The organism is Halomonas sp. H10-59 (assembly GCF_040070555.1).
Classification (GTDB): Bacteria; Pseudomonadota; Gammaproteobacteria; order Pseudomonadales; family Halomonadaceae; genus Halomonas; species Halomonas litopenaei.
Window position 1 is genome coordinate 1123920 of record NZ_CP098828.1, and the last position, 25424, is coordinate 1149343.

19 protein-coding genes are annotated in these 25424 nt (G+C 65.1%); 12 read left to right on the forward strand and 7 right to left on the reverse strand.

From position 1 onward, the window contains the following. Nucleotides 1-8: 8 nt before the first annotated feature. Nucleotides 9-1031, reverse strand: coding sequence for a thiosulfate ABC transporter substrate-binding protein CysP (cysP, locus tag NFG57_RS05130; protein WP_348815541.1), 1023 nt, complete (start codon nucleotides 1029-1031; stop codon nucleotides 9-11). A gap of 268 nt (nucleotides 1032-1299) precedes the next feature. Here cysP and rpe point away from each other — a divergent pair, with 268 nt between their 5' ends. The 3 genes from rpe to NFG57_RS05145 are packed head-to-tail and all read left to right on the forward strand — an operon-like array spanning nucleotide 1300 to nucleotide 3305. Beyond that, nucleotides 1300-1989, forward strand: a complete 690-nt coding sequence (gene rpe / locus NFG57_RS05135) for a ribulose-phosphate 3-epimerase (RefSeq protein WP_348816159.1) — start codon at nucleotides 1300-1302, stop codon at nucleotides 1987-1989. A gap of 53 nt (nucleotides 1990-2042) precedes the next feature. Next, nucleotides 2043-2447: a GIY-YIG nuclease family protein gene (locus NFG57_RS05140; protein WP_231498480.1), complete on the forward strand. Its 405-nt coding sequence runs from the start codon at nucleotides 2043-2045 to the stop codon at nucleotides 2445-2447. Continuing rightward, nucleotides 2448-3305: a mechanosensitive ion channel domain-containing protein gene (locus NFG57_RS05145; protein ID WP_348815543.1), complete on the forward strand. Its 858-nt coding sequence runs from the start codon at nucleotides 2448-2450 to the stop codon at nucleotides 3303-3305. A 157-nt stretch (nucleotides 3306-3462) separates the two neighbouring features. Here the strand turns inward: NFG57_RS05145 and NFG57_RS05150 are convergent, their stop codons facing one another. Then, nucleotides 3463-4761: an NAD(P)/FAD-dependent oxidoreductase gene (locus NFG57_RS05150; protein WP_108131491.1), complete on the reverse strand. Its 1299-nt coding sequence runs from the start codon at nucleotides 4759-4761 to the stop codon at nucleotides 3463-3465. A gap of 127 nt (nucleotides 4762-4888) precedes the next feature. Here NFG57_RS05150 and NFG57_RS05155 point away from each other — a divergent pair, with 127 nt between their 5' ends. The 5 genes from NFG57_RS05155 (at nucleotide 4889) to trpC (ending at nucleotide 10092) form a co-directional block, all read left to right on the forward strand. Then, complete coding sequence (locus NFG57_RS05155) at nucleotides 4889-5554, forward strand: phosphoglycolate phosphatase (RefSeq protein ID WP_108131492.1); 666 nt, start codon at nucleotides 4889-4891, stop codon at nucleotides 5552-5554. 323 nt (nucleotides 5555-5877) lie between these two features. Further along, a complete protein-coding gene (gene trpE / locus NFG57_RS05160; protein ID WP_108450123.1) occupies nucleotides 5878-7359 on the forward strand; it encodes an anthranilate synthase component I in 1482 nt (493 codons plus the stop codon). A gap of 266 nt (nucleotides 7360-7625) precedes the next feature. Next, nucleotides 7626-8207 (forward strand): aminodeoxychorismate/anthranilate synthase component II, encoded by a 582-nt coding sequence (locus NFG57_RS05165; RefSeq protein WP_045994387.1) that lies wholly within the window; start codon nucleotides 7626-7628, stop codon nucleotides 8205-8207. 19 nt (nucleotides 8208-8226) lie between these two features. Continuing rightward, nucleotides 8227-9246 carry an anthranilate phosphoribosyltransferase gene (gene trpD, locus NFG57_RS05170; RefSeq protein ID WP_045994365.1) on the forward strand — a complete coding sequence of 340 codons (1020 nt, stop codon included), beginning with the start codon at nucleotides 8227-8229 and terminating at the stop codon, nucleotides 9244-9246. 45 nt (nucleotides 9247-9291) lie between these two features. After that, nucleotides 9292-10092 (forward strand): indole-3-glycerol phosphate synthase TrpC, encoded by an 801-nt coding sequence (gene trpC, locus NFG57_RS05175; RefSeq protein WP_348815546.1) that lies wholly within the window; start codon nucleotides 9292-9294, stop codon nucleotides 10090-10092. Nucleotides 10093-10148: 56 nt separating this feature from the next. On the opposite strand, the gene NFG57_RS05180 is transcribed toward trpC, so the two are convergent. Then, nucleotides 10149-12092: a sodium:proton antiporter gene (locus tag NFG57_RS05180; protein WP_348815548.1), complete on the reverse strand. Its 1944-nt coding sequence runs from the start codon at nucleotides 12090-12092 to the stop codon at nucleotides 10149-10151. 97 nt (nucleotides 12093-12189) lie between these two features. After that, complete coding sequence (locus tag NFG57_RS05185; RefSeq protein ID WP_348815549.1) at nucleotides 12190-15336, reverse strand: FAD-binding and (Fe-S)-binding domain-containing protein; 3147 nt, start codon at nucleotides 15334-15336, stop codon at nucleotides 12190-12192. A 341-nt stretch (nucleotides 15337-15677) separates the two neighbouring features. Here NFG57_RS05185 and serS point away from each other — a divergent pair, with 341 nt between their 5' ends. Beyond that, nucleotides 15678-16955, forward strand: a complete 1278-nt coding sequence (serS, locus tag NFG57_RS05190) for a serine--tRNA ligase (RefSeq protein WP_108131496.1) — start codon at nucleotides 15678-15680, stop codon at nucleotides 16953-16955. A 235-nt stretch (nucleotides 16956-17190) separates the two neighbouring features. Here the strand turns inward: serS and NFG57_RS05195 are convergent, their stop codons facing one another. Further along, nucleotides 17191-18063 (reverse strand): SIMPL domain-containing protein, encoded by an 873-nt coding sequence (locus NFG57_RS05195; RefSeq protein ID WP_348815551.1) that lies wholly within the window; start codon nucleotides 18061-18063, stop codon nucleotides 17191-17193. Nucleotides 18064-18384: 321 nt separating this feature from the next. On the opposite strand from NFG57_RS05195, the gene NFG57_RS05200 reads away from it, so the two are divergent. Then, nucleotides 18385-19518: an AI-2E family transporter gene (locus NFG57_RS05200; RefSeq protein ID WP_045994370.1), complete on the forward strand. Its 1134-nt coding sequence runs from the start codon at nucleotides 18385-18387 to the stop codon at nucleotides 19516-19518. 108 nt (nucleotides 19519-19626) lie between these two features. Here NFG57_RS05200 and NFG57_RS05205 read toward each other — a convergent pair whose 3' ends face one another. Further along, entirely contained in the window at nucleotides 19627-21561 is a 1935-nt protein-coding gene (locus NFG57_RS05205) for an alkaline phosphatase D family protein (RefSeq protein ID WP_348815552.1), read from the reverse strand. A gap of 260 nt (nucleotides 21562-21821) precedes the next feature. Here NFG57_RS05205 and NFG57_RS05210 point away from each other — a divergent pair, with 260 nt between their 5' ends. Then, the gene (locus tag NFG57_RS05210; protein WP_348815554.1) at nucleotides 21822-22817 is read left to right on the forward strand and encodes a cation diffusion facilitator family transporter; all 996 of its coding nucleotides are present in this window, start codon (nucleotides 21822-21824) and stop codon (nucleotides 22815-22817) included. A gap of 101 nt (nucleotides 22818-22918) precedes the next feature. Here NFG57_RS05210 and NFG57_RS05215 read toward each other — a convergent pair whose 3' ends face one another. After that, nucleotides 22919-24568 carry an FMN-binding glutamate synthase family protein gene (locus NFG57_RS05215; RefSeq protein ID WP_045994372.1) on the reverse strand — a complete coding sequence of 550 codons (1650 nt, stop codon included), beginning with the start codon at nucleotides 24566-24568 and terminating at the stop codon, nucleotides 22919-22921. A 401-nt stretch (nucleotides 24569-24969) separates the two neighbouring features. Between NFG57_RS05215 and NFG57_RS05220 the strand changes: the two genes are divergently transcribed. Further along, complete coding sequence (locus NFG57_RS05220) at nucleotides 24970-25176, forward strand: cold-shock protein (RefSeq protein WP_045994373.1); 207 nt, start codon at nucleotides 24970-24972, stop codon at nucleotides 25174-25176. Nucleotides 25177-25424 lie beyond the last annotated feature (248 nt).

The window sequence follows — 25424 nt, forward strand, 5'->3', positions numbered from 1 at the left end:
CTTGACGATCAGCGACGCTGCAGCTGGTCCAGCTCGCCGCCGCTCTTGAAGTGGGTGTCCATGGCGCTGTCCCAGCCACCGAACACGTCCTGAACCTCGAACAGCTTGGTCTCGGGGAAGCTATCGGCGAACTCTTCCTTCACCGCTTCGTTGTGGACGCGGTAGTTGAAGCCTGCCAGCTGGCGCTGGGCCTCCTCGGTGTAGAGGTAGTCGAGGTAGGCACGGGCGAGCTCGAGGTTGCCGTTGCGCTCGGCGTTCTCTTCGACCACCGCCACCGGGAACTCGGCGAGGATGCTGACCGGCGGCACGATGACGTCGTATTCGTCGCTGCCGTACTCGTCACGGATATTGTTGACCTCGGACTCGAAGCTGATCAGCACGTCGCCGATGCCACGTTCGATGAAGCTGGTGGTGGCGCCGCGACCGCCGGTGTCAAACACCTTCACATTGCCGAGGAAGTCGCTCATGAACTCGCGCACCTGGTCCTCGTCGCCGTCGAAGTTGCGCTCGGCGGCACCCCAGGCGGCCAGGTAGGTATAGCGGCCGTTACCGGACGTCTTGGGGTTGGGGAACACCAGTTCGACGCCCTCGGCGGCCAGGTCTTCCCAGCTCTCGATACCCTGGGGGTTGCCCTTGCGCACCAGGAAGGCGGTGGTGGAGTAGTAAGGCGAGGCATTGTTGGGCAACTGGCTCTGCCAGTCTTCCGCGACCAGGCCGGCATCGGCCAATACCTGGACGTCGGTGACCTGGTTGTAGGTCACCACGTCGGCCTTCAGGCCCTGCAGGATGGCGCGGGCCTGGGCGGAAGAGCCGCCGTGGGACTGCTTGATGGTCAGCTCACCGTCATTCTCTGCCTGCCAGTGCTGCTGAAACGCCGGGTTGATGGCGGCGAACAGCTCGCGGGCGATGTCATAGGACGAGTTGAGCAGCTCCTTGTCCTCGGCCATTACCGGCGAGGCCATGGCACCGCCGAGGCCGGCGGCCAGGGACAGGGACAGGGCGGTACGGCGCAGGATCGGGGGCAGCTTCATGTCGGGGTTCCTTGACGTCGGGGGTGGGCCGGGGAAATCGGCGGATCGCAACGAAGGCTAAGGCTAATTTTAAGGAATTACAATCCTGTTTGTTAAAACTGTTTGGAATATAAGATGTCGCAACGCGCATACTATAGACGACTGCAACCGGACGAATCGGCAGAAGACGTGGAGGAAGATCGCTGATGCGGGCGGGACCAACTGCTAGAATGCCGCTTTTCGTCGAGCCCTTGTGGCCTCCACCATGACTCTCTCCTCGGATGACTCCATGAACGACTTCCTGATCGCGCCTTCGATCCTGTCCGCTGACTTCGCCCGCCTGGGAGAAGAGGTCGACAACGTGCTGGCATCGGGTGCCGATATCGTCCACTTCGACGTGATGGACAATCACTACGTGCCCAACCTGACCATCGGGCCGATGGTCTGTGAGGCGCTGCGCAAGCATGGCGTCACCGCGCCCATCGACGCCCACCTGATGGTCAAGCCGGTGGATCGACTGATCGGTGACTTCATCGATGCCGGTGCCAGCTACATCACCTTCCACCCCGAGGCCTCCGAGCACATCGATCGCTCGCTGCAGCTGGTTCGTGACGGCGGCTGCAAGGCCGGGCTGGTGTTCAACCCGGCGACGCCACTGTCCTACCTGGACTACGTGATGGACAAGGTCGACATGGTGCTGCTGATGAGCGTCAATCCGGGCTTCGGCGGTCAGTCGTTCATCCCGGCGACGCTCGACAAGCTGCGCCAGGCGCGTGCGCGCATCGACGCCAGCGGACGGGACATTCGTCTGCAGGTGGATGGTGGCGTGAAGGTAGACAATATCGCCGAGATCGCGCGCGCCGGGGCGGACACCTTCGTCGCGGGCTCCGCGGTGTTCGGCGCGCGTCGCGACGAGGACCCCCACGGCTACGACAGCATCATCGCCGACTTTCGCTCGCGCCTGGCCTCTACGCGGTGATTGGCGATTCGGACTATGCTGGCTCAGGCAAGCCGGGCTTAGGCGAGCCGGGCTTGGATGAGCCGGGCTTAGTCGAGCCTGTCTCAGATGAGCCTGTCTCAGGCGAGCCAGTACCCGAGCTGCCGGCGGCGGCAACGACGACGTGGTACCTGTATATCGTCGAGACGGCGGCCGGGGCGCTTTATACCGGCATTACCACCGATGTCGCCAGGCGTGTCGAGCAACACCGCAGCGGCAAGGGCGCCAAGGCGCTGCGTGGCAAGGGCCCGCTGACGCTTCGCCATCAGGAGCCGGTCGGCACGCGAGGTGACGCCAGCCGGCTGGAAATCGCCGTCAAGCGCATGTCGGTGCGTCGCAAGCGCCAGTGGCTGGCGGCGCGCATCAGCACTGACGAAGCGAGGGCGGTGGTTGAGCAGGATCGTACTTCGATAACGAAAACGACATACAAGGAGAGGTAGATGGAGTTCCTGCAAAAGCTGGACGTGGAGGCCCTGATCGAGTTTGCCTCGACCACCGGGCTGCAGTTTCTGATCAATCTGGTCGCCGCGGCGGCGATCTTCATCATCGGGCGCTGGGTGGCCAAGGCGGTACACCGGGTGGTGGTCAAGGGCATGCAGCGTGCCGACGTCGAACCCCTGCTGGTCAAGTTCCTCGGCAACATCCTGTATGCCTTGCTGCTGACCTTCGTGATCCTGGCCGCCATCAGCCGGATCGGTATCCAGACCGCCTCGTTGATCGCGGTGATCGGTGCCGCCGGTCTGGCGGTGGGTCTGGCCCTGCAGGGGTCGCTTGCCAACTTCGCCGCCGGGGTCATGGTCATCATCTTCCGCCCCTACCGGATCGGCGACTACGTGGAGGCCGGTGGGGTCAGCGGCACCGTCGAGGATGTGCAGATCATCAGCACCGAGCTGAGCACACCGGACAATCGCAAGATCATCGTGCCCAACGGCCAGATGATGAGCGGTGCCGTGGTCAACTATTCTGCCCACGCCACTCGTCGGGTCGATCTGACGGTGGGGGTCGGCTATGACGACGACATCGATACCGTGCGTCGGGTGCTGGAGAGCGTGGTCGCCGACGACCCTCGCGTGCTCAGCGAACCGGCGCCGAATATCCGCATGAATGTCATGGGCGACTCCGCCATCACCTGGATCGTGCGGCCCTGGGTGCAGGCATCCGACTACTGGGACGTCTACTGGGAGATGACCGAGGAGATCAAGCGTCGCTTCGATCGCGAAGGCATCAGCATTCCCTTTCCCCAGCGTGACGTGCACCTCTATCACCACGCCAAGGACGAGCCCCAGGCCAACGCCTGAGCAGGATGTGGTGCTGTCGATGACGACAAGCAAGAGAGGCTGCCCTGGGGCAGCCTCTCTTGCTGTGAACGTGCGTGCGATGTCTGCCAGGGGAGTGCGGGCAGGGACTAGGCTCTGTCCGAAAAGTCGACGAGTGCAGGCACTTTTCAGACGAGCCCTAGTGCAGCTTTAGCCTGGGCTTGAGGAAGCGGTTAAGCCCATCGACCACCACCATCATCGCGGTCTTGACCGTGCCGTGGATGGCGCGCTGGTGCATGCGGTAGAGCGAGGCGTAGAAGAAGCGCGCCAGGTTACCCTCGATGAACAGACTACGGGCCGAGGCGGCGCGCATCAGGCTGCCGATGGCGTCGAAGTGGGCCAGCGAAATCAGCGAGCCTCGGTCGCGGAAGACAAATTCCTTGAGCGGCTTGCCGTCGACCACGGCACACAGGTTGCGGTAGAGCACGCCGGCCTGCTGGTGGGCGGCCTGGGCCCTGGGTGGCACCACCGTGCCGTCTTCCTGGGGGCAGCTTGCGCAGTCGCCGAAGGCGAAGATGCGCGGGTCATCGATGCTCTGCATGGTGGCGGCCACCTTGACCCTGTTGTTGCGCTCCACCTCCAGCCCCAGTTCTGCCAGGAAGGCCGGAGCCTTGATGCCGGCGGCCCACACCCCCAGGTCGATCTCGATGGCGTCATCGTCGGTGGTGTGGATGGCGCGCTCGTCGACCATGGTCACCCGGGTGTCCACATGGACCTTGACCCCCAGGTTCTCGAGTTCCTTGTGCACCGCGCCGCTGATGCGGTCCGGCAGCGCCGGCAGCACCTTGGGTGCGGCCTCGATCAGGTGGACCCGCAGGTGCTCGCGGCCCAGCGCGGTAAAGCCGTAGCTCTTGAGCATGCGCGAGGCGTCGTGCAACTCGGCGGCCAGTTCGACGCCGGTGGCCCCGGCCCCGATGATGCCCACGGTAATGCAGGGATCCTGATCCTCGAGCCGGGTGCTGTAGCGCATGAAGGTATTGAGCAGTGCCTGTCGAAAGCCTTCGGCCTGGGCAGGACTGTCGAGGAAGTGGCAGTGGTCCGCCACGCCTTTCGTGCCGAAGTCGTTGCTGACGCTGCCGACCGCCAGTACCAGGTGATCGTAGTCGAGACGCCGCGCCGGCAGGATCTCGTTGCCCTCGTCATCGACGATGGGGGCCAGGGTCAGTTGGCGGGACTCGCGATCCAGATCGCACAGGGTGCCGCGCTGGAAGCGGTAGCCGTTGGCCGCCGAGTGGGCCTGATAGGAAATCTCGTCGAGGCCCGAGTCGAGGACGCCAGTGGCGACCTCATGCAACAGCGGTTTCCAGATGTGGGTCGAATTGCGATCGACCAGCACGATGTCGGCCTTGTCCTTCTTGCCGAGCCGTCGTCCCAGGCGCGTGACCAGCTCAAGGCCGCCGGCGCCGCCGCCGACAACCACGATGGTGGGTTTGCTCATGATGAGCTCCAGAAAAAAGGTGGAGCGCCATCATAGACAGATAAGTGCTTGGCTGACCACGGCGCTTGCGCCAGAATGTGCGCCGCGCATAGATATTCCAATTTCGGCATAGTCGAGGAGACGGCCTATGGGTGACGCCCTGGAGGGGGTGCTGTTGGTGGCCTTCGATCTGGATGGCACCCTGATCGATTCGGTCCCGGACCTGGCAGCGGCGGTGGATGCCGCCTTGATCGACGTCGAACTGGCGCCGGCAGGCGAAGCCAGGGTGCGCGACTGGGTCGGCAATGGTGCCTGGGTGCTGCTGGAACGTGCCCTGACCGATGCACTGGGCGAGGCCCCCAGCGAGGTGCTGTTGAAGACCGCCCACGAGCGCTTCCTCGAGCACTACCATCGCCGTCCCTGCGACAGGACGAGGCTCTATCCGGGGGTGACGGAGACCTTGAAGCGGCTGTTCGGGCGGGGGCTGATCCTGTGTCTGGTCACCAACAAGCCCGAGGCCTTCATCCACCCGATCCTCGAGCACCTGGGTATCGATGGCTTCTTTTCCGCCTGCCTCGGTGGCGACACCCTGCCTCGTCGCAAGCCTGACCCCATGCCGCTGCGACACCTGTCCCAGCAGTTCGACGTCTGTCCCTCGTACTGTCTTATGGTGGGCGACTCCCGTCACGATGTCGCGGCGGGCAAGGCCGCCGGTTTCCGTACCGTGGCGGTGCCTTACGGCTACAATCACGGCGAGCCGATCAGTCTGAGCGAGCCGGATCTGGTGGTTGAATCGCTGGAACAACTCGTTTAGGGTTTTTTGGCATGACACTATCGTTAGCGTCATGCCGATAAATCCTCGCTATTGCAGGCCTTGCCAGGCGCCCGTCACAGGGAATCCCGTCGTGTGGAATCCGCGAGCGCGGCGCACGGGTCTCGCGGTAGCGGTCTGTCACTCGTTGGCTTCATTCATTCGTTTCGCTGGTGGACTGCCCATGGCCCAGCCTTGCTTCTCCTCGATGTCCTGTCCGCATCTGTCTGCGTCGCTGCCTACGACGTCCTGCGGTTGGCGATGGTGACCGTTACTCCGTTCTTGTCGTTGTCACTTTCGTCTCTTGAATTGAGGATCTGGGCATGATGACCCCCGAGCGTTTCGACGAGCTGGCACAGGCCGGCTACAACCGTATTCCCATCACCCGCGAGATGATGGCCGACCTGGACACGCCGCTGTCCACCTATCTGAAACTGGCCGATCAGCCCTGGACCTTTCTGCTCGAGTCGGTGACCGGCGGCGAGAAGTGGGGGCGTTACTCGATCATCGGTCTGCCCTGTCGCGAACGCATCGAGGTGCGGGGCTATCAGGTTCAGCATATTGTCGATGGTGACGTGACCGGCGCCACCGAAGTGGAAGATCCGCTGGCCTGGATCGAGGAGTTTCAGCGTCGCTTCAAGGTGCCGGTGCTCGACAACCAGCCGATCTTCGACGGCGGACTGGTGGGCTACTTCGGCTACGACACCATCCGCTATATCGAGCCGCGCCTGGCCGGTGTGGAGAAGGACGACCCCATCGGGGTGCCGGATATCCTGTTGATGGTGTGCGATGAGCTGGTGGTGTTCGACAACCTTTATGGGCGTCTGACCCTGTGGACCCACGCCGATCCTTCCACGCCCTCGGCCTACAGCGCCGCCCAGGCCCGGCTGAGCGCCCTGGAAGACGCCCTGCGCAGCCCGCTGTCGGTGGCCTCGCGAGTGCCCGGTGACGCGCGCCCGGCGGTGGAGGAGGGGCACTTCACCTCCGGCTTCACCGAAGAGGGCTTCAAGTCGGCGGTGGAAAGGATCAAGGAGTACGTGCTGGCGGGCGACGTGATGCAGTGCGTGCCGTCCCAGCGCATGTCGATCGAGTTCCAGGCCGAGCCGCTGGACCTGTATCGGGCTCTTCGCAGCCTCAATCCGTCGCCCTACATGTTCTTCTTCAACCTTGACGACCACCATGTGGTGGGTGCCTCGCCGGAGATCCTGACCCGCCTGGAGGATGGCATGGTGACGGTGCGTCCGATCGCCGGCACCCGGGTGCGCGGCAAGACCGAGGCCGAGGACAAGGCGCTGGAGGAGGACCTGCTGGCCGACCCCAAGGAGGTCGCCGAGCACCTGATGCTGATCGACCTGGGCCGCAACGACGTCGGCCGCATCTCCGAGACCGGCAGCGTCGAGGTGACCGATCAGATGGCCATCGAGCGCTACTCCCACGTCATGCACATCGTCTCCAACGTCACCGGCAAGCTGAAGCCGGGCTACAGCGCCATGGACGTGCTGCGCGCCACCTTCCCGGCGGGCACCCTGTCCGGAGCGCCCAAGATCCGCGCGATGGAGATCATCGACGAGGTCGAACCGGTCAAGCGCGGCGTCTACTCCGGGGCCGTCGGCTACCTGTCCTGGCATGGCAACATGGACACCGCCATCGCCATCCGCACCGCGGTGATCAAGGACGGTCAGCTGCACGTCCAATGTGGCGCCGGCGTGGTGGCGGACTCGGTGCCCCAGTCCGAGTGGGACGAGACCCTGAACAAGGGGCGTGCGCTGTTTCGTGCCGTGGCCATGGCCGAGCAGGGACTGCGCTGAGTTCGGCCTGACATCCGCTTGACAGCCATGACCACGACACACACTATAAGCCCATGATGAATATGACCTCCGCACCGTCCCGTGATCGCCAGCAGTGGTGGCGCCCCTTCGACTGAAGCGGGCGGAGGAACCCTGAGCGCCGGGGTGTCGCGGACCACGGTCTGGACAACGACGGTCAGGACAGCGAAAGTGCCGCCCGCGAGGCGGCATTTTTGTGTGTGGGTCGTCTCGCTGGGTGAAGCCCAATATTGAATCCTGGAGCCACCATGATCTTGATGCTCGATAACTACGACAGCTTCACCTACAACATCGTCCAGTACCTAGGCGAACTGGGCGCCGAGGTGGTGACCCGACGCAACGACACCATCAGCCTCGACGAGATCGAGGCCATGGCGCCCAGCCACATCGTGGTGTCGCCGGGGCCCTGCACGCCCAACGAGGCCGGCATCTCGCTGGAGCTGATTCGCCACTTCGCCGGCAAGCTGCCGCTGCTCGGTGTGTGCCTCGGCCACCAGGCCATCGGCCAGGTGTTCGGCGGCAAGGTGGTCCGTGCGCCCCAGGTCATGCACGGCAAGACCTCCGACATTCGCCATGCCGGACAGGGCGTGTTCAAGGGCCTCGATGATCCGCTCTCGGTGACCCGCTACCATTCGCTGGTGGTGGAGCGCGAGAGTCTGCCGGAGTGTCTCGAGATCACCGCCTGGACCGATGACGACGACGTCACCCCCGGCCTGATCATGGGCCTGCGCCACAAGGAGCTGCCCATCGAAGGGGTGCAGTTCCACCCGGAATCGATCCTGTCGCGACAGGGACACGAGATGCTGGCCAACTTCCTCGAGCGCCACTGACTACCATCAGGAGACTTGCATGCAGATGACCAATGCCATCGCGGCGGTGATGCGCCGGGAGAACCTGGGCCGAGAGCAGGCCTACGCGGTGATGCGCACCATCATGACCGGCGAGGCCAGTGACGCCCAGGTCGCCGCCTTTCTGATGGGGATGGCGATGAAGGGCGAGACAGCCGAGGAAATCAGTGGCTGCGCCCAGGTGATGCGCGACCTGATGACGCCGGTAACGCTGTCCTGCGACAACGTGGTGGACATCGTCGGCACCGGTGGGGACGGCGCCAACCTGTTTAACGTATCCACCGCCTCGAGCTTTGTCGCCGCCGCCGCCGGCGCCCATGTGGCCAAGCACGGCAACCGAGGGGTGTCGTCGTCCTCGGGCAGCGCCGATCTGTTCCAGGTGGCCGGCATCGGCCTGGATCTGGACGCCGAACAGGTGGGCCGCTGCATCGAGGAGGTCGGCGTCGGCTTCATGTTCGCGCCCAACCACCACCCGGCCATGCGTCACGCCATCGGTCCGCGCCGCGAGATGGGCGTGCGCACCCTGTTCAATATTCTGGGGCCGTTGACCAACCCTGCCAGTGCGCCCAATCAGCTGCTCGGCGTCTACCACGCCGACCTGCTGGAGTTGATGGTGGAAGTGCTGCGTCAGCTCGGCAGTCGGCATGTGCTGGTGGCCCACGCCGAAGACGGCCTGGACGAAATCTCGCTGGCGGCGCCGACCCGCATCGCCGAACTCAAGGATGGCGAGATCCACCGCTATACCCTGACCCCCGAGGATGTCGGTATCGAGCGTCAGTCGCTCGCTCCGCTCAAGGTCAAGACCGCCGAAGACAGCCTGCGCCTGGTCGAGAAGGCGCTTTCCGGCGAGGGGCCTGCGGCGGATATCGTCGCCCTCAACGCCGGGGCCGCCCTCTACGCCGCCGACGTGGCCGATTCCCTCAAGGAAGGCGTGCTGATGGCCCAGGACGCCCAGGGAACCAGGCTGGCGCTGGAAAAGATGAAGGAACTGGCCCACTTTACCCGGGTGTTCGCTCAGTAGGACCTTTCTGAAAAGAGCCCGACGGGCCGCAAGGAGAATCACAACATGGCCAATGTCACCCCGACGATCCTCGAGCGAATCCTCGAGCGCAAGGACGAGGAGGTCGCCAGCCGACGCCGCCAGGTCAGCGAGCAGGCGCTGCTCGCGCGTGCCCGAGAGCAGGATGCACCGCGCGGTTTCGTCATCTCGCTGGCCGAGCGGATCCGTGACGGCGACGCCGCGGTGATCGCCGAGGTCAAGAAGGCGTCACCCTCGAAGGGGCTGATCCGTGAGGACTTTCGCCCGGCCGAGATCGCCGCTCAGTACGCCCGGGGTGGGGCGGCCTGCCTCTCGGTGCTGACCGACGCCGACTTCTTCCAGGGCCATGAGGACTACCTGATTGCCGCCCGCGAGGCGTGCAGCCTGCCGGTGATCCGCAAGGACTTCATCGTCCACGGCTACCAGGTCAGCGAGGCGCGGGCCATCGGCGCCGACTGCATCCTGCTGATCGTCGCCGCCCTGGAGGACGCCCAGATGCGCGACCTGCACCAGCAGGCTGGCGAGCTTGGCATGGACGTGCTGGTCGAGGTCCACGACGCCCAGGAGCTGGAGCGGGCGCTGGCGCTCGATCTGGATCTGGTCGGGATCAACAACCGCGACCTGCATACCTTCAATACCCGACTCGAGACCACCCTGGAACTGCTGCCGCGGATTCCGCCCGAGGTCACGGTGATCACCGAGTCCGGCATCCACAGCCGCGATGATGTGCTGCGCATGCGCGAGAACGACGTCCACGGCTTCCTGGTGGGCGAGGCCTTCATGCGCGAAGAAGATCCGGGCGAGGCCCTGCGGCGACTGTTCTTCTAAGTCCTGTGCTCGCCTGAAGACACCTCGGGCCGGTCATTGACCGGCCCGAGGTGTTTTTATTTCCGACTACTTTGCCGGTCTGGCATGACCAGGCGGATCACATGATCGCCCTTGCGTGGTGTCAGCGGCGCGTCGGCTGTGGCGATGCGCGGCCGCCCTGAAGTGCCGACACAGATCAGCGGCGCCGAGTCGGTGTCGCCGGGGAAAGCCCCCTGACGTCTCGCGCTGGCGACGTCCTTGGCCTGGAGAGGCGCTTGCCGGGTGTCTCTGCTATGGACGTGACCTGGGCGTCTTTCTCCCCTTTCTCCCCTTTCTCCACTTGCACGCTTGTCGCCGCTCGCGCGCAGCAGCGCCCGTGAGCGGGGTGCTTCGTCGAGCCTTTCGACCTCGAAGCGAGCCCCACGCTCCACCAGGCTCGAGAGCTGGGCAAAGGTCATCTCGCGGCCGAACAGGTAGGGAACATGCTCGATGGCGGTGGCGTGCTGGCGCCGGGCCTGGCGCCCCAGGTTGACCGCCAGGCGGAATACCTGGCCCTGGCCCAGCAGATGCTCGAAGTGCAGCGCGGCCAGATCATTGAGCTCTCGGTAGGGCGACAGCGGCATCAGGTAGCCGATACCGCTCAGTTCCATGTGCTGGGCGGCGTGTTCGGACAGCGGGTCACCGTAGTAGGCCGAGAGCCCCTCGGCGCGGGCGGCCTGCACCGCGTCCCAGCTCGAGTCGGTCAGCAGCACGCCGAGTCGGGCCTGGCGCAGACAGTGGGCCATCTGCCGGGCCACTGGGTTGGCGCCGATGATCAGCACGCCGTGGGCCGAGGGACGGCGCACCTTCAGCCAGTCGCCCAGCGGACGGGCCAGCAGACTCTGGGATACGACTGTGGCGATGATCACCAGAAAGGTCACCGGCACCAGGCGGTCGGCGCCGGGCACACCGATCTCTTCCAGCCGCAGCGCGAACAGCGAGGCCACCGCGGCGGCGACGATGCCGCGGGGCGAGATGAACGCCAGCAGACTCTTCTCGCGCCAGTCCAGGCCGCTGCCCAGGGTGCACAGCCACACCGCCAGCGGACGCACCAGCAGCAACAGCACCGCCAGAAAGGCCCAGGCCGGCCAGCCCAGCAGTGCCAGTTGCTCGACCGTCAGACGTGCCGCCAGCAGGATGAACAGACCCGAGATCAGAAGGATCGACAGGGTCTCCTTGAACTCGATGATCGGTCGGGTGGGCACGCCACGCATATTGGCGAGCCAGGCGCCCATTACCGTCACCGTCAACAGGCCGGACTCGTGAAACAGGGTGTTGGACAGGGTGAACAGACCGAGCATGGTCATCAGGGTGCCGAAGCTGTGCAGCCGTTGCGGCAGCAGGTGCTGGCGCAGTACCTGGCCCCATAGATAGCCGCCGGCGACGCCAAAGCCGAAGCCGATCAACGCGGTCTGGGCGAACAGCATCAGGGTATGCGGCAGTGCCTGGGTGCCGGAGCCCAGGGCGACGAATTCATAGACCAGTACCGCGCCGATGGCGCCCACCGGGTCGATCAGGATGCCCTCCCAGCGCAGGATCTGGGTCAGGTGCTCGCGGGCCCGCAGGGTCTGCAACAGCGGCAGGATCACCGTCGGGCCGGTGACCACCAGCAGCGCCCCCAGCAGGCTCGCCATCTCCCAGCTAAGGCCCAGCAGCCAGCGGGCGGCCAGCGCTCCGCACAGGGCGGTGATCAGGGCTCCCCAGGTGACCAGGCGACGCACCGTGCGGCCATGCCCTCCCAGCTCGCGAAAGTTCAGGGTGAGGCTACCCTCGAACAGGATCACCGCCACCGCCAGCGACACCAGCGGGAACAGCAGCTCGCCGAACAGGGCGTCGGGGTCGAGCAGGCCAGTCACCGGGCCTGCGGCAATGCCGGCGATCAACAGCGTAAGGATGGCGGGGACCTTGAGGCGCCAGGCTAGCCACTGTGAGCCCAGCGCCAGCAGGCCAACGGCCGCCAGGGTGAGTCCGGCATGCTCCATGGTCGGTCGACTCCGAAACGGGAAAAGCCGCGCAGCGTACTGACGCGGCGTCGATCATGCAAACCATCGCCATCATAGGCGTCAACGATGGTCTGACTCAGCTCGCCCGACGAAGTGCGCCGAGCAGCGCCTGCAGCGGATGCGGCAGCTGGCTGTCGGAGAAGCGTCGGGCCTGGCTGCGACAGGAGTAGCCGGTGGCCAGCAGGCGACCGCTGTCGCCGTGCTCCTGCACCACCGGTTCCCAGGACTGGGCGTAGATGGTGCGCGAGGTCGTAAGGTTGCGTGCCTCGTGGCCGTAGGTGCCGGACATGCCGCAGCAGCCCGAGGGCAGGGGCGCCAGGCGCAGCCCGAAACGTTCGAACAATTGCTGCCAGGCCTTGGGGCTGCCCGGCGCCTGGGTCTTCTCGGTGCAGTGGGACAGCAGCTGGAAGGGGGCTTCCTCGCTCAGGTCGAGTCCCGAGGGCACCAGCGAGGCGCCCAGACTCAAAAGCCACTCCTGCAGCATCAGCACCTCAGGCACCGCCTGCTCACCCAGTGCCTTCACGTACTCCTGGCGATAGGTCAGGGTCATCGCCGGGTCGATGCCCACCAGCGGCACGCCGCTGGCGGCCAGGGTGGAGAGCTCTCGGGCACGCTTGCGGGCGGTGCGCTCGAAGGCGCCGAGAAAGCCCTGGACGTTGAGCGGCTTGCCGTTGGGCTTGTAGGGCGCGACGAAGACGCGGATATCGAGGCGCGACAGCAGCTCCACCACGTCGGCGACCAGTCTGGCTTCGAAGTGGCTGGTGAAGGCGTCCTGCACCAGGATCACGCTGCGCGCCTTCTGGCGCTCGCTGAGGCGTCCCAGCGTCAGCGGAGTGGCCTCGGCCACGCCCCAGGCCTTGAGCTGCTTCTTGAGCCGGGCGCGTGACAGCCTGGGGCTGTCGACCATGCCGAGGCCGCGGGCCATCAGCCGGTCCACCAGGCGGTTATCGAGTGCCGCGTTGTAGGCCGGGGCCAGTGGCGCCAGCGCCGGCAGCAGGAATTCGAGCCCGCCGATCAGGTAGTCGCGCAGCGGTCGCAGGTAGCGTCCGTGGTAGACCTCGAGGAACTGGGAGCGGAAGGCCGGGACATTGACCTTGATCGGGCACTGGCCGGCGCAGGACTTGCACGCCAGGCAGCCGGCCATGGCGTCGTAGACCTCGTGGGAAAAGTCGTCCTTGCCGCGCAGGCTGTTGAGAGCGCGGCGGGGCAGGTGGGCGAGCCAGCCGAGCGCGGTCTCATCCTTCTTGCGCTGTGACTCCTCGACCACGTCGATGCCGGCCTTCCCCTGCAGGCGCAGCCATTCGCGCATCAGGCTGGCGCGGCCCTTGGGCGAGTGCACACGATCCCGGGTGGCCTTCCACGACGGGCACATGGCGTCGTCGGGATCATAGTTGTAGCAGGCGCCGTTGCCGTTGCAGTAGACGGCGTCGGCGTGGGCCTGCCACACCCGCTCGTCGATCTGACGATCGAAATCGCCGCGCATGGGTACCGCGTCGATGGCCAGCAGGCCGGGGTCGCTGAGGCTGGCGCCGGGCTCGGGCTGGCTGTTGGCCGCTTCGTCGGTCTCCACCAGCGGCGTCGCGATCTTGCCGGGATTGAGCTGGTTGTGCGGGTCGAAGGCACCCTTGAGGCGTCGCAGGCTGGGGTAGAGCTCACCGAAGAAAGCTGGCGCGTACTCCGAGCGCACGCCCTTGCCGTGCTCCCCCCACAACAGGCCGTGGTAGCGCTGGGTCAGCGCCGCCACCTCATCGGAGATTTCGCGGATCATCGCCTGCTGGCGCGGATCCTTCATGTCCAGCGCCGGGCGCACATGCAACACTCCGGCGTCGACGTGGCCGAACATGCCGTACTCGAGCCCGCGGGCATCGAGCAGGGCGCGGAACTCGGCGATGTAGTCGGCCAGGTGCTCTGGGGGGACCGCGGTATCCTCGACGAAGGGCAGCGGGCGCTTCTCGCCCTTGACGTTGCCGAGCAGGCCCACCGAGCGCTTGCGCATAGCGTAGACCCGACCGATGGCGTCACGGCCGATGGCCTGGGTGAAGCCCAGGCGGGTGACGCTGGTGTCGCTTTCGAGTCCCCGGCAGAAGGCGTCGACCCGGGCCTCGAGGCGCTCGGGGTCGTCGTCGTTGAACTCCACCAAGTTGATGCCTTCGATGGCCGGGCCGTCATCCACCGGGAAGAACTCGGCCACCGAGTCCCACACGAAGTCCTCCATGGCGAGCTTCAGCACCTTGTCGTCCACGGTCTCGATGGAGGTGGGGCGAAGCGCCTGCGGCTTTTCTGGTGACGAGCCGCCGGCCATCAGCGCCTTGGCGTCGGCGAGGGCCGCCATGAAGCTCGGGTAGCGCACATTGACCAGGATCGAGTGGCGCGGGATCGGCAGCACGTTGAGCACCGCCTCGTTGGTCAGCGCCAGCGAGCCCTCGGCGCCACACAGCACGCTGTTGAGGTTGAAGCGGCCGTCGTCGTCGCGAAGATGGGCCAGGTCGTAGCCGGTCAGGCAGCGGTTGAGCGGCGGGAAGATCGCCTCGATGCGCTCGCGCTCCTGCTCGATGATCTTGCGGGCGGCGCGATAGGCGCGGCCCCGGGCCGAGTCCTCGGCGCACAGGGTCTCGAGTTCGTCCTCGTCGACCGCGGCGCTGATCAGGCGCTCGCCGCCGATCAGTACGCTGTCGAGCTCGAGCACATGGTGGCGGGTCTTGCCGTATTCGCAGCTGCCCTGGCCGCTGGCGTCGGTGGCGATCATGCCGCCGATGGTCGCCCGGTTGGAGGTGGACAATTCCGGTGCGAAGAACAGCCCATGGGGCCTCAAGGCGGCGTTGAGCTGGTCCTTGACCACCCCGGCCTGGACCCGTACCCGGCGGTTGTCGACGTCGATCTCGAGGATCTGGTTCATGTGCCGGGAGACGTCCACCACCAGGCCGTCGCTCAGCGACTGGCCGTTGGTGCCGGTGCCGCCACCACGTGGTGTCAGGGCCACCTTGCGGAAGGTTTCCCGCCCGGCGAGCCGGCCGAGCAGCTCGAGGTCGCCTGCATGGCGCGGAAACACCGCCGCCTGGGGCAGACGCTGGTAGAGCGAGTTGTCGGTGGCGAGTACCGTGCGGCTGGCGTAGTCCGGGGCGATTTCACCCTCGAAACCTTCCGCCTTCAGGGCCTTGAGAAAGTCGACATAGTGCTGGTCCAGTGGGGTCGCGGCATCAGCTAGGGGCAGTGGTGCGATCATGGTCTCGGTCGATACAGGCCCCGCGGCGGCGCGGCTGGCGCTATCGACAGGGCAGGAGAATGGGAGGGCGTCCACTTTACCGCGTCTCGGGGGGTAGGTGCATCCCGATCGCGAGAGAAGCGGGCGCTCGCCCCCGGCCGATGGCGCCGCCTCTCGCTTTTGCCTACAATGTGTCGCCTGCGCGGAGGGTGGTCCCAGGGCACACCAGCGGGGCGCTTTTCGGCTGTCCTCACGGTGGGGCCCGAGAGCAGCGTCCGACGCTGGCGATGGTGACGCACGGTCCCAGGTGACGCCTTCCGCATCCGACATGTTCTTTTCACTCAGGCGACGGACCAGACTCCATGCTCGATCCGAAACTGCTGCGCGGCGACCTCGATACGCTCGCCCAACGACTGGCCACCCGCGGTTACTCTCTCGACAGCGAGGCGCTTGGCTCGCTGGAATCCCGCCGTCGCGAGCTGCAGACCGAGACCGAGCGTTTGCAGAACGAGCGCAACACTCGCTCCAAGGCGATCGGCAAGGCCAAGGCTGCCGGCGAGGACATCCAGCCGCTGCTCGACGAGGTCAGTGACCTGGGCGAGCGCCTGGACGCCGCCAAGGTGGCGCTGGCTGAGGTGCAGGGCCAGTGGGAAGACATCGCTGCGGGGATCCCCAACCTGCCCCACGCCAGCGTGCCCGAAGGCGCAAGCGAAGACGACAACGTCGAGGTGTCGCGCTGGGGCAACCCCGGCGAGTACGCCTTCGAGGTCAAGGATCACGTCGATCTGGGAGCCAAGAAGGGCGATCTGGACTTCGAGGTTGCCGCCAAGCTGACCGGCGCTCGCTTCGCCGTGATGCGTGGGCCGATCGCTCGCCTGCACCGCGCCCTGACTCAGTTCATGCTCGACAAGCAGACCCTGGAGCACGGCTACGAAGAGTGCTACGTGCCCTACATGGTCAACCGGGACTCGCTCTACGGCACCGGCCAGTTGCCCAAGTTCGGCGAGGACCTGTTCAAGCTCGACGACGAGCGCGAGTTCCACCTGATCCCGACTGCCGAGGTGCCGCTGACCAACCTGCTGCGTGGCGAGATCGTCGACGCTGGCGCCTTGCCGTTGAAGCTGACCGCCCATACTCCCTGCTTTCGCAGCGAGGCAGGTTCCCACGGTCGCGATACCCGCGGGATGATCCGCCAGCACCAGTTCGACAAGGTCGAGATGGTGCAGCTGGTCGATCCGGCCAAGAGCTACGAGGCGCTGGAGGAAATGCGCGGTCACGCCGAGGCGATCCTTCAGGCGCTCGAGCTGCCTTACCGGGTGGTGACCCTGTGCACCGGCGACATGGGCTTCTCCGCCGCCAAGACCTACGATCTCGAGGTCTGGCTGCCGAGCCAGGACACCTACCGCGAGATCTCCTCGGTGTCCAACTGCGAGGACTTCCAGGCACGCCGCCTGCAGGCGCGCTTCCGCGCCAAGGGTGAAAAGAAGCCGCAGCTTCTGCACACCCTCAACGGCTCCGGCCTGGCGGTGGGCCGCTGCCTGATCGCGGTGATGGAAAACCACCAGAACGAGGACGGCTCCATCACCGTTCCCGAGGTGCTGCGTCCCTATATGGGCGGGGTCGAGTGCATCAACGTCTGATCCGTCCTTGAGAGGGGCGGGCGCGCTTGCCCTTGCTTAAGCAAAAGCTCAAGCACAAGCAAAAGCCCCGGTGGTCGAGACCACCGGGGCTTTTGCGTCACGGGCTTTTTACGTCACAGGCTTAGGCGTAACAGGCTTAGGCGATATGGCACCGGACCCCGGCCGCTTTCCGTTGGGCGGGTGCGACTCGCTGGCCACCGATGCCATGGCCGTCGGGCTGACGTCGCCGTTATCGTCATTGCGGCGCAGCCGGGACCTGCTGGCGATCCTGATCGATATCCGCGGTTGCCTCGGCCAGCCCCCAGCGGACCTGGACACCGGCGTCGATGGTGAGGCTGCCGGGGCTGTAGTCGGCGTTGCCGCCGCTTTCGGCCATGTCGGCGCGCATCGCCATCATGCGTGGCTGAAACACCGGGGCGTTGGTCTCGCTGACATGGATCACCTCACCGAGCTCCACTCCCAGGGCGTCCGCCATCAGTTCGGCCTTGGCCCTGGCGCGCTCGAGCGCCTGGGTCAGAGCGCGGTCGCTGGCCGCGTCGCGGTCGGCAAGATCGTAGCTGACGCCGTCCAGTGCATTGACGCCGGCTTCGGTCAGGGCGTCGAGCAGGGTCGGAAGGCTATCGAGATCGCTGATCGCCAGGGTCACCGGACGTTCAAGGCGAGTACGTACCATGGGGATGGGGTTGTCGTTGCCCTGGCGTGTTTGATGCAGCATCTCCTGCTGTACCCGCAGCGATCCGGCGTTGATCGCCTCGCGGGAAAGACCCGCGTCTTCCAGCGCCGAGATCAGCTCGGCGGCACGATCCTCCAGGCGTTGGCGGGCCTCAGCCAGGGCCTGGCCGTGGTCACCACTGTCCTTTTCCTGGGCGATGGCCGGTGTCAGCTCCCACAGTCGGGCGTTCAAGGTCGCCTCGTCCGGAGCGACCTTGAGCTCTGACTGGGCCTGGATATCCAAATAGCGTGGCGTGGGTGACTCGTCGGCCAGGGAGGGCGTGGCGGCCAGAGAAGCCAGCGCCAGGCCGAGCCCCACTGTCGCCAGCCGGTTGAGGTGGCGCAGGCGAAGGCTCGGCATCGCCCGTGACCGGGCGGAGGGAGTGGCGAGTGACATCGGATTCTCCTTGTAACGTGGGGGATGAACGACAGGGCGAACAACAGGGGGCGCGTCGCGGACAAGTCTGACAGGTACCCGCACCGGCCAGGGCCTACTGACTGGGACGGTGTCCTCGGCGAGACGTTCCCGGATCTCAAGCGTCTCCACGATCCTTGCATGGTTGAGGCTGGGCCGGCCAATGTCGCCGGAGTGATACACGGAACATTGGCAATGTTGCGCCATGTGTCATGATTCTTTGTGCTGAAACGATTGGCGGGGCATGATGGCGCCGATAACGCCGTCGAGCCGACGGCTGGTTAACGAGAGGAGCTACCGTCCATGGAAGATGAAGTCGAGGCGCAGGAGCGCAGGCTCCCCTTGAACCTGACGCTGGCCCTGGCTGCACTGGTGGTCATCGTCGCCGGCATGCGCGCGGGGGCAGACCTGCTGGTGCCGGTGCTGCTGTCGCTGTTCATCGCGGTGGTGTGTACCGCCCCGGTGCAGTGGCTGCACGAGCGGGGGCTGGGCTTGAGACTATCGGTATGGGTCACGCTGGTGGTGATCGGCGGCATGCTGATCCTGCTGGCGCTGTTGCTGGCCAATAGTGTCGGTACCTTTGCCGAGGCCTTGCCCGGGATCGAGGAAAAGCTCTACGAATACTACCTGCGCCTGCTCGATGGACTGGCCAGCATGGGGCTTGCCATCGACACTCAGCGGCTGGCCGGGTTTCTCGACACCCAAAAGCTTGGCGAATGGCTTCCGGCACTGCTCAGCCAGCTCGGCAATCTGATGATGCAGAGTGTCGTGGTGGCGCTGCTGGTGATGTTCATGTTGTTCGAGACGCTGAACTTCCGCGACAAGATATCCCGGGCGCTGGCCAACCCCGCCCCGAGCCTCGAGCGCTTCAACGAGTTCAGCCACACCCTCAAGCGTTACCTGGCGGTCAAGACCGTGATCAGCCTGGTCACCGGGGCCCTGGTGTGGGTGGCCTGTCTGCTGGTGGGGGTCGACTTCCCGCTGCTGTGGGCGGTGCTGGCCTTTGCGCTCAACTATATCCCCAACATCGGTTCGGCCATCGCCGCGGTGCCGGCGGTGCTGCTGGTGCTGGTGTCTCCGGACGGGGGCATGGGCGATGCTCTGCTGCTGAGCCTTGCCTATCTGTCGATCAACTTCGTCATGGGCAATCTGGTCGAACCACGGGTCATGGGGCGGGCGCTGGGATTGTCCACCTTCGTCGCCTTCCTGTCGCTGGTGGTGTGGGGCTGGATCTTCGGGGTCACCGGCATGTTGCTGTCGGTGGTGCTGACGATGACGTTGAAGATCGCCCTCGACAGCCACCCCCAGACCCGCTGGATGGCCCACCTGCTGGGACCGGCCAAGGGTGGCCCGGTGGAGGACGCCAGCCGGCCACTGGCCGAGCGTGCTCGTATGAGCAAGCTGAAACGCAAGGTCGAATCGGTCCAGCGCAAGTAAACCGACCGGGCGCATAAGCCAGCGCTAGTAAGCTGGGCAAACCCAACAAAAGGTTGAGCCGACCCGGCCAGGGTCGGCTGCTGTAGCGTAAGCGAGCCAAGGACGGGGTTATGGCGCCTTCTCGGGCGGTGGGAACACCACCTCCATGCCGCGGGCGTCGAGCTGACGGATGTCCTCGGGGCTGCCGTCCTCGGCCAGGGTGACCAGACCGATGCCGGGCCCGTTCCACAGGCGTTCTCCGGCCTTGGCGCGGTCCGGGTCCCTGGGCTCCACCGCCATGGGCCGGCGCTGGGTGAACCAGTTGAGCGGCGAGCGTGGCGAGTAAAGCCAGCGATTGAGCCGGTCGAAGGTATCCAGCAGGGTGTCGGGAAAGCAGTTCTTGAGACCGCTGGAGGTGATCTGCCAGATCATCGGGCCCTGGTGCCGGTGACGGATACGCACGTCGTAGACGAACGAGTAGTGCACGTCGCCAGACAGGATGACGTAGTGCCCCGGGGTCCGCGAGTGGCGGAAGATGTTGAGCATCACGCTGGCGGCGCCACGATGGGCCATCCAGTTCTCGGCATCCACCAGCAGCGGCTTGCCCGCCAGGGTGAACAATTTCTGGATGGTCTCGATCAGCTTGACCCCGAACATCGGCGCCGGAGAGACGATGACCGCCGACGGCGCGTCGATCAACTCCTGCTGAAATTCTGATAACGCCTCCCAGTCCATCAGGCCGGATGGCCGTTCGGGCTTGCGCCCGTTGCGCCAGCGTCGGGTGCGGGTATCCAGCACCACCAGACGTGGACTGCCCTCCACCTGAAATTCCCAGCCCTCGAAGCGAAAGAGGCGCTCGAGACAGGCATCCTGCTGATCCTTGTCGAGCCAGCCTTGGTTATCGTTGGCGTCGCTCAACAGCGCGTGGGCTTCGTCCAGCGGTGTCTTCAACCGCTCGGGGGCGTTGCCCCAGCCCTGACACAGCAGATAGGCCAGCAAGGCATTGCCGATGATGCGCTTGGAGAAGGGGTGGCCGTAAGCCGTGCTTTCCCACTGCGCGGTAAGGTTCCAGTCGTCGGTGACGTCGTGGTCATCGAAGATCATCAGGCTCGGCAACTGGGCCATGACGCGGGCGGCGGCAGGCAGGGTAGCGACGAAGTCGTCGATGATCCGGGCCTGGTCGTCGTAGGTCTCTCGTCGCTCTTCTTCAAGTGCAGGAGGCTGGCACTCGATGAGGCGCCACGGCGTCGGCGACCAGACCAGCAGGTACATGGCCACCATCTCGGCGAAGGTCATCAGGTGATTGGCGGCGCTGGCCGACGTGAACACCGGCTTGCGTACGCCCCCGAAGAAGCGATCCTTGAGGGCAGCCGAGCTCTTGACGTCAGGCAGCAACTCCTCGCGTCGATAGTAGCTGAAGGGGCTTGCGTAGAGCGATTGGCTGTCGTCGATGGTTGAGCCCTCGAGGGTCTCGTCGAACAGCCCCAGGCGCTCGATCAGCGCGTGTATCGCCACCAGCAAGGGGCCGGCGACGTCATCGGCGTAGATCTGGTCGCCGGTCATCAACAGCCAGGCCGGCCACTGTTCAGGACAGTCGAGACGCTGGGCGAGCCAGCTGTCCAGATGGGCCAGGCCGTCCGGGCCATCGTAGTGAGGACGACGGCAGGAGCCATGCAGCAGGCGTCGGTGGCTCGATGCCAGCACGAATGCCGGCGTCTCGTGCCCTTCATGGCACAGATGGGGCGCCAGCTCGCCGAGTGAGGTTTCGCGCTCGTCCGTCACCTTGAGGTCGTAGTCGATCCGGGTGTCCTGGGGCAGAGGCTCATCCAGCGGTGCATCGATCAGGTAGAGCAGGGCATGGCGGCCCAGTGGCACCAGCCGGTAGTCGTCCTCACCAAGCGGCTGTCGGCGCGGTGACTCGCCGCTGGGTGACAGCTCGAGGGTCAAGCTGAGCGGACGGCTCGCCACCAGCCAGATGCGCAGACGTTCGGGACTCAAGCGTCGCAGGATGGGGCCGGCGAGGATAGCGGGAAGGTCGTCGGGAGACGTTCCGGTGTCGGTCATGGCGGTCCTGTGTCGGTTCGCTGTCGGTAAGCCCCGTTCCGGGGGGAGACCTCGCGCATGGCGAATACATCAAGAGTATCAACGGTAAGCGGCAAGGAGGCCAGAGCGCCGGTGTATGCCTTGCAGACTGTTCCCGAGGTGGCCGTTGAGCTGACTGGTCTGGTAGCGCTTGTCTTGACCTGGCTGCGCGAGTGGTCCGGGTCAGCACCTGGCAAATGCTAGCATCAAGGATGAGGACCTCGTCTTCCCGGGAGACTCCCATGGTTCATGAACATCGAACGACCGAAAGCGCCACAGCGGACGGCCCTGCTCACCAGCACGCTGAGCGAGACAAGTATCGGCACGATCCCCACGCCCATGACGCGCACAGCCATGGCCATGGCATCGGCCATGTGCACACCGACAGCCAGCGTCGGCTGGCCTGGGGCATCCTGCTGACCGCGTCCTTCATGGTGGCCGAGGTGATCGGAGGTGTTGTCTCCGGATCGCTGGCGCTGCTGGCCGACGCCGGCCATATGCTCACCGACAGCGCTGCCCTGGTGCTGGCCTGGTTTGCCGCACGCCTCAGCAAGCGACCTGCCGACGACGCCCGCAGTTTTGGCTATGACCGGGTGCAGATCCTCGCCGCCTTCGTCAACGGCTTGACCCTGATCGCCATCGTCGTCTGGATCTCGATCGAAGCGGTCCGCCGCCTGCTGAGTCCGGTCGAGGTGCTGGGGCCTGTCATGCTGACGGTGGCGGTGGCGGGACTGCTGGTCAATATCGTGGTCTTCGTCATTCTTCACGGCGGCGATCGCGACAATCTGAATATTCGCGGTGCTGCGCTGCACGTGCTGGGCGATCTGCTCGGTTCCGTTGCGGCGATCGTTGCCTCGCTGGTGATCATGGCGACCGGATGGACGCCGATCGACCCGCTGCTGTCGGTGCTGGTAGCGCTGCTGATCCTCAGGAATGCCTGGACACTGACGCGCCAGAGTGGGCACATCCTGCTGGAAGGCGTTCCGGAATCTCTGGACATCGATGCCATGAAGCGGGCCGTCGTCGAGACGGTACCGGCGGTATGCGACGTTCATCATGTTCACGCCTGGTCGCTGACACCCGGACGGCATCTGGTGTCGATGCACGTCGGCGTGCGCTCGGGAGAAGACCACCAGACAACTCTGGTGGCAGTGCGGGAGGTGCTGACCCAAGGGTTCGATATCGAGCATGTCACGATGCAACTGGAAGATGTGGGGGACTGCGTCGACCATCGCTGAGCAGCACCACTGCGTGGGGTCAGGCAGGCGCAAGGCAAGCCGATAGGGAAGAGCGGGTGGCCGCCCCCCCTGGAGGCAGGGAGGGCGAGGATGGCCGGCGACTAGAGAAGCTTGGTCTGTCGCAGACTGTGCAGGGCGCAGGGGGCATCGAAGCTGTTCGCATCCGCCAGATCCCAGAACTCACGATACAGCGGATGGTTCTTGGCGCCGCCCTCCAGCAACTCCTTGGGTGCCAGGCTGTCGATCAGGCTGATGTAGGGCAGCGCCTTGCCATTGGAGAGGCGCCTGATGATGTGTTCGGGGCCAAGTTCGCTGGGGTGATGCAGCCCCGCCGCCTCCAGCATCTCGCACAGGGCGAACTTGGTATTGGCGTGGAAGTTCTTCACCCGCACCGACTTGTCCTCGACGTCCAGGCGGTTGCCGCGGGCCTTGTCCTGGGTGGCGACCCCGCTGGGGCACTGGTCGTTGTGGCAGCTCTGGGCCTGGATGCAGCCCAGCGAGAACATGAAGCCACGGGCCATGTTGACCCAGTCGGCGCCCAGCGCCAGCGTACGGGCGATGTCGAAGGCGCTGATGATCTTGCCGCTGGCGCCGATGCGAATCTCGTCGCGCAGTCCGGCGCCGACCAGGGTGTTGTGGACCAGGATCAGGGCGTCGTTGAGCGGCATGCCGAGGCGGTTGATGAATTCCAGCGGTGCGGCGCCGGTGCCGCCCTGGCCACCGTCGACCACGATATAGTCGGGGCGGTCGCCGCATTCCAGCATGGCCTTGACCATGGCGAACCATTCCCAGGGATGGCCCAGGGCCAGCTTGATGCCCACCGGCTTGTCGCCGGAGAGGGTGCGCAGCTCCTGGATGAAGTGGATCATCTCGCAGGGGGTCGAGAAGGCGGAGTGCTTGGACGGCGAAAGTACGTCCTGGCCTTCGGGCACGCCGCGGGTCGAGGCTATCTCGGCGGTCACCTTGGCCCCCGGCAGGATGCCGCCATGGCCAGGCTTGGCGCCCTGGGACAGCTTGATCTCGATCATCTTCACTTCGTCACGACGGGCATTCTCCTTGAACTTGTCGCGATCGAATCCACCGTCGTCGCGACGACAGCCGAAGTAGCCGGAACCGATCTGCCACACCAGGTCGCCGCCGCGCAGGTGGTAGGGCGATATCGCCCCTTCCCCGGTGGTGTGGTAGAAGCCCCCGAGCTTGGCACCTTCGTTGAGGGCGCTGATGGCATTGGGCGACAGGGCACCGAAGCTCATGGCGGAAATATTGAGCACGCTGGCCTTGTAGGGCTTGGCGCGATGCTCGCCGACGACCACGCGGAAGTCATGATCGGTGATCTCCACCGGTGACAGCGATGGCCCCATCCACTCGTAGCCGGGGGCGTTCATGTCCCGGAGCGAACCGAAGGGCTTCTTGTCGATGGTGCTCTTGGCCCGTCGATAGACCAGCGAGCGCTGCTCGCGGGAGAAGGGCGACTCGAAGGTGTCCGCCTCGATGAAGTATTGGCGGAACTCGGGCCCGATGGATTCCAGGAAGTAGCGAATATGCGCCAGGATCGGGTAGTTGCGACTGACCGTGCGGCGACGCTGGACGATGTCATAGGTGCCCAGCGCGGTCAGCGCGCCAAACGCCAGCACCCCCGTCAGCCACCATAGTGACGCCAGTAGCCCGAGCAGGCTGACGATCAGGCCGGCGACGGCGATGTAGTAGGCGCCGAAGCGGGTCGAGGCGTGGCGTGAAAGGTACGAGGCCATGTCGTTCTCCCTGAGTCACGGTTTTCTTGTGTTCTTTACTCATGCAAGCACATTACCTGTCACCGGCATAGAGCACGCGGCACCGGGTGACGACCAGGCACAGTGGAGCAAAAGGCGGAGGCATGGCTCGGGAGAGAGGCCGCGCTAAAGGCGGCAGGCGGCCAGTCGTGAGGTGCTGCTGCAGGTGACTGCAAAGCGTCATCGTCTCGTAACCAAGTGCAAATAGTGTTTGACCTGAGCGCCAAGACGGCGCATGCTGCTCGCAGTTGGTTAGCAAGTTGAACGTCTCAGAGGTCATCGAAGCATCCTGGCGACGATGTTCCGGGGGAAGGTTTCTTGTTTTACCCACTGCAACTCGGGTATCTCCCGGTAATGTATATACGCTAGTCGAGGATTCGATCATGGCAACTGGTACCGTCAAGTGGTTCAACGACACTAAGGGCTACGGCTTCATCTCTCCGGACGACAACGGTGACGACCTGTTCGCTCACTTCTCCGAGATTCAAGCCGACGGCTTCAAGTCCCTGCAGGATGGCCAGAAGGTCTCCTTCGAGGTGACTCAGGGCAAGAAAGGCCTCCAGGCTTCCAACATCAAGGTCATCGACTAAGTCGATCGCTTGATGGCCGCTCAGGCGGCGTGATGCATCGCACTTGATGCATGGAAAAGGCTCGCTTCGGCGGGCCTTTTTGCGTTTCTGATGTGTCGTTCTGCGCCCCGGGTGGGTGCCGGTGAAGGACATCCGTAAACGAGGTGAATCTCTCGCAAAGGCGCTGTGGCATAGGGTGAAGGGTCTATATGCCTGAAAGGGATAAAAAAATAATACATTGTAACTATTTAGAATAAGGTGAGGGAGGC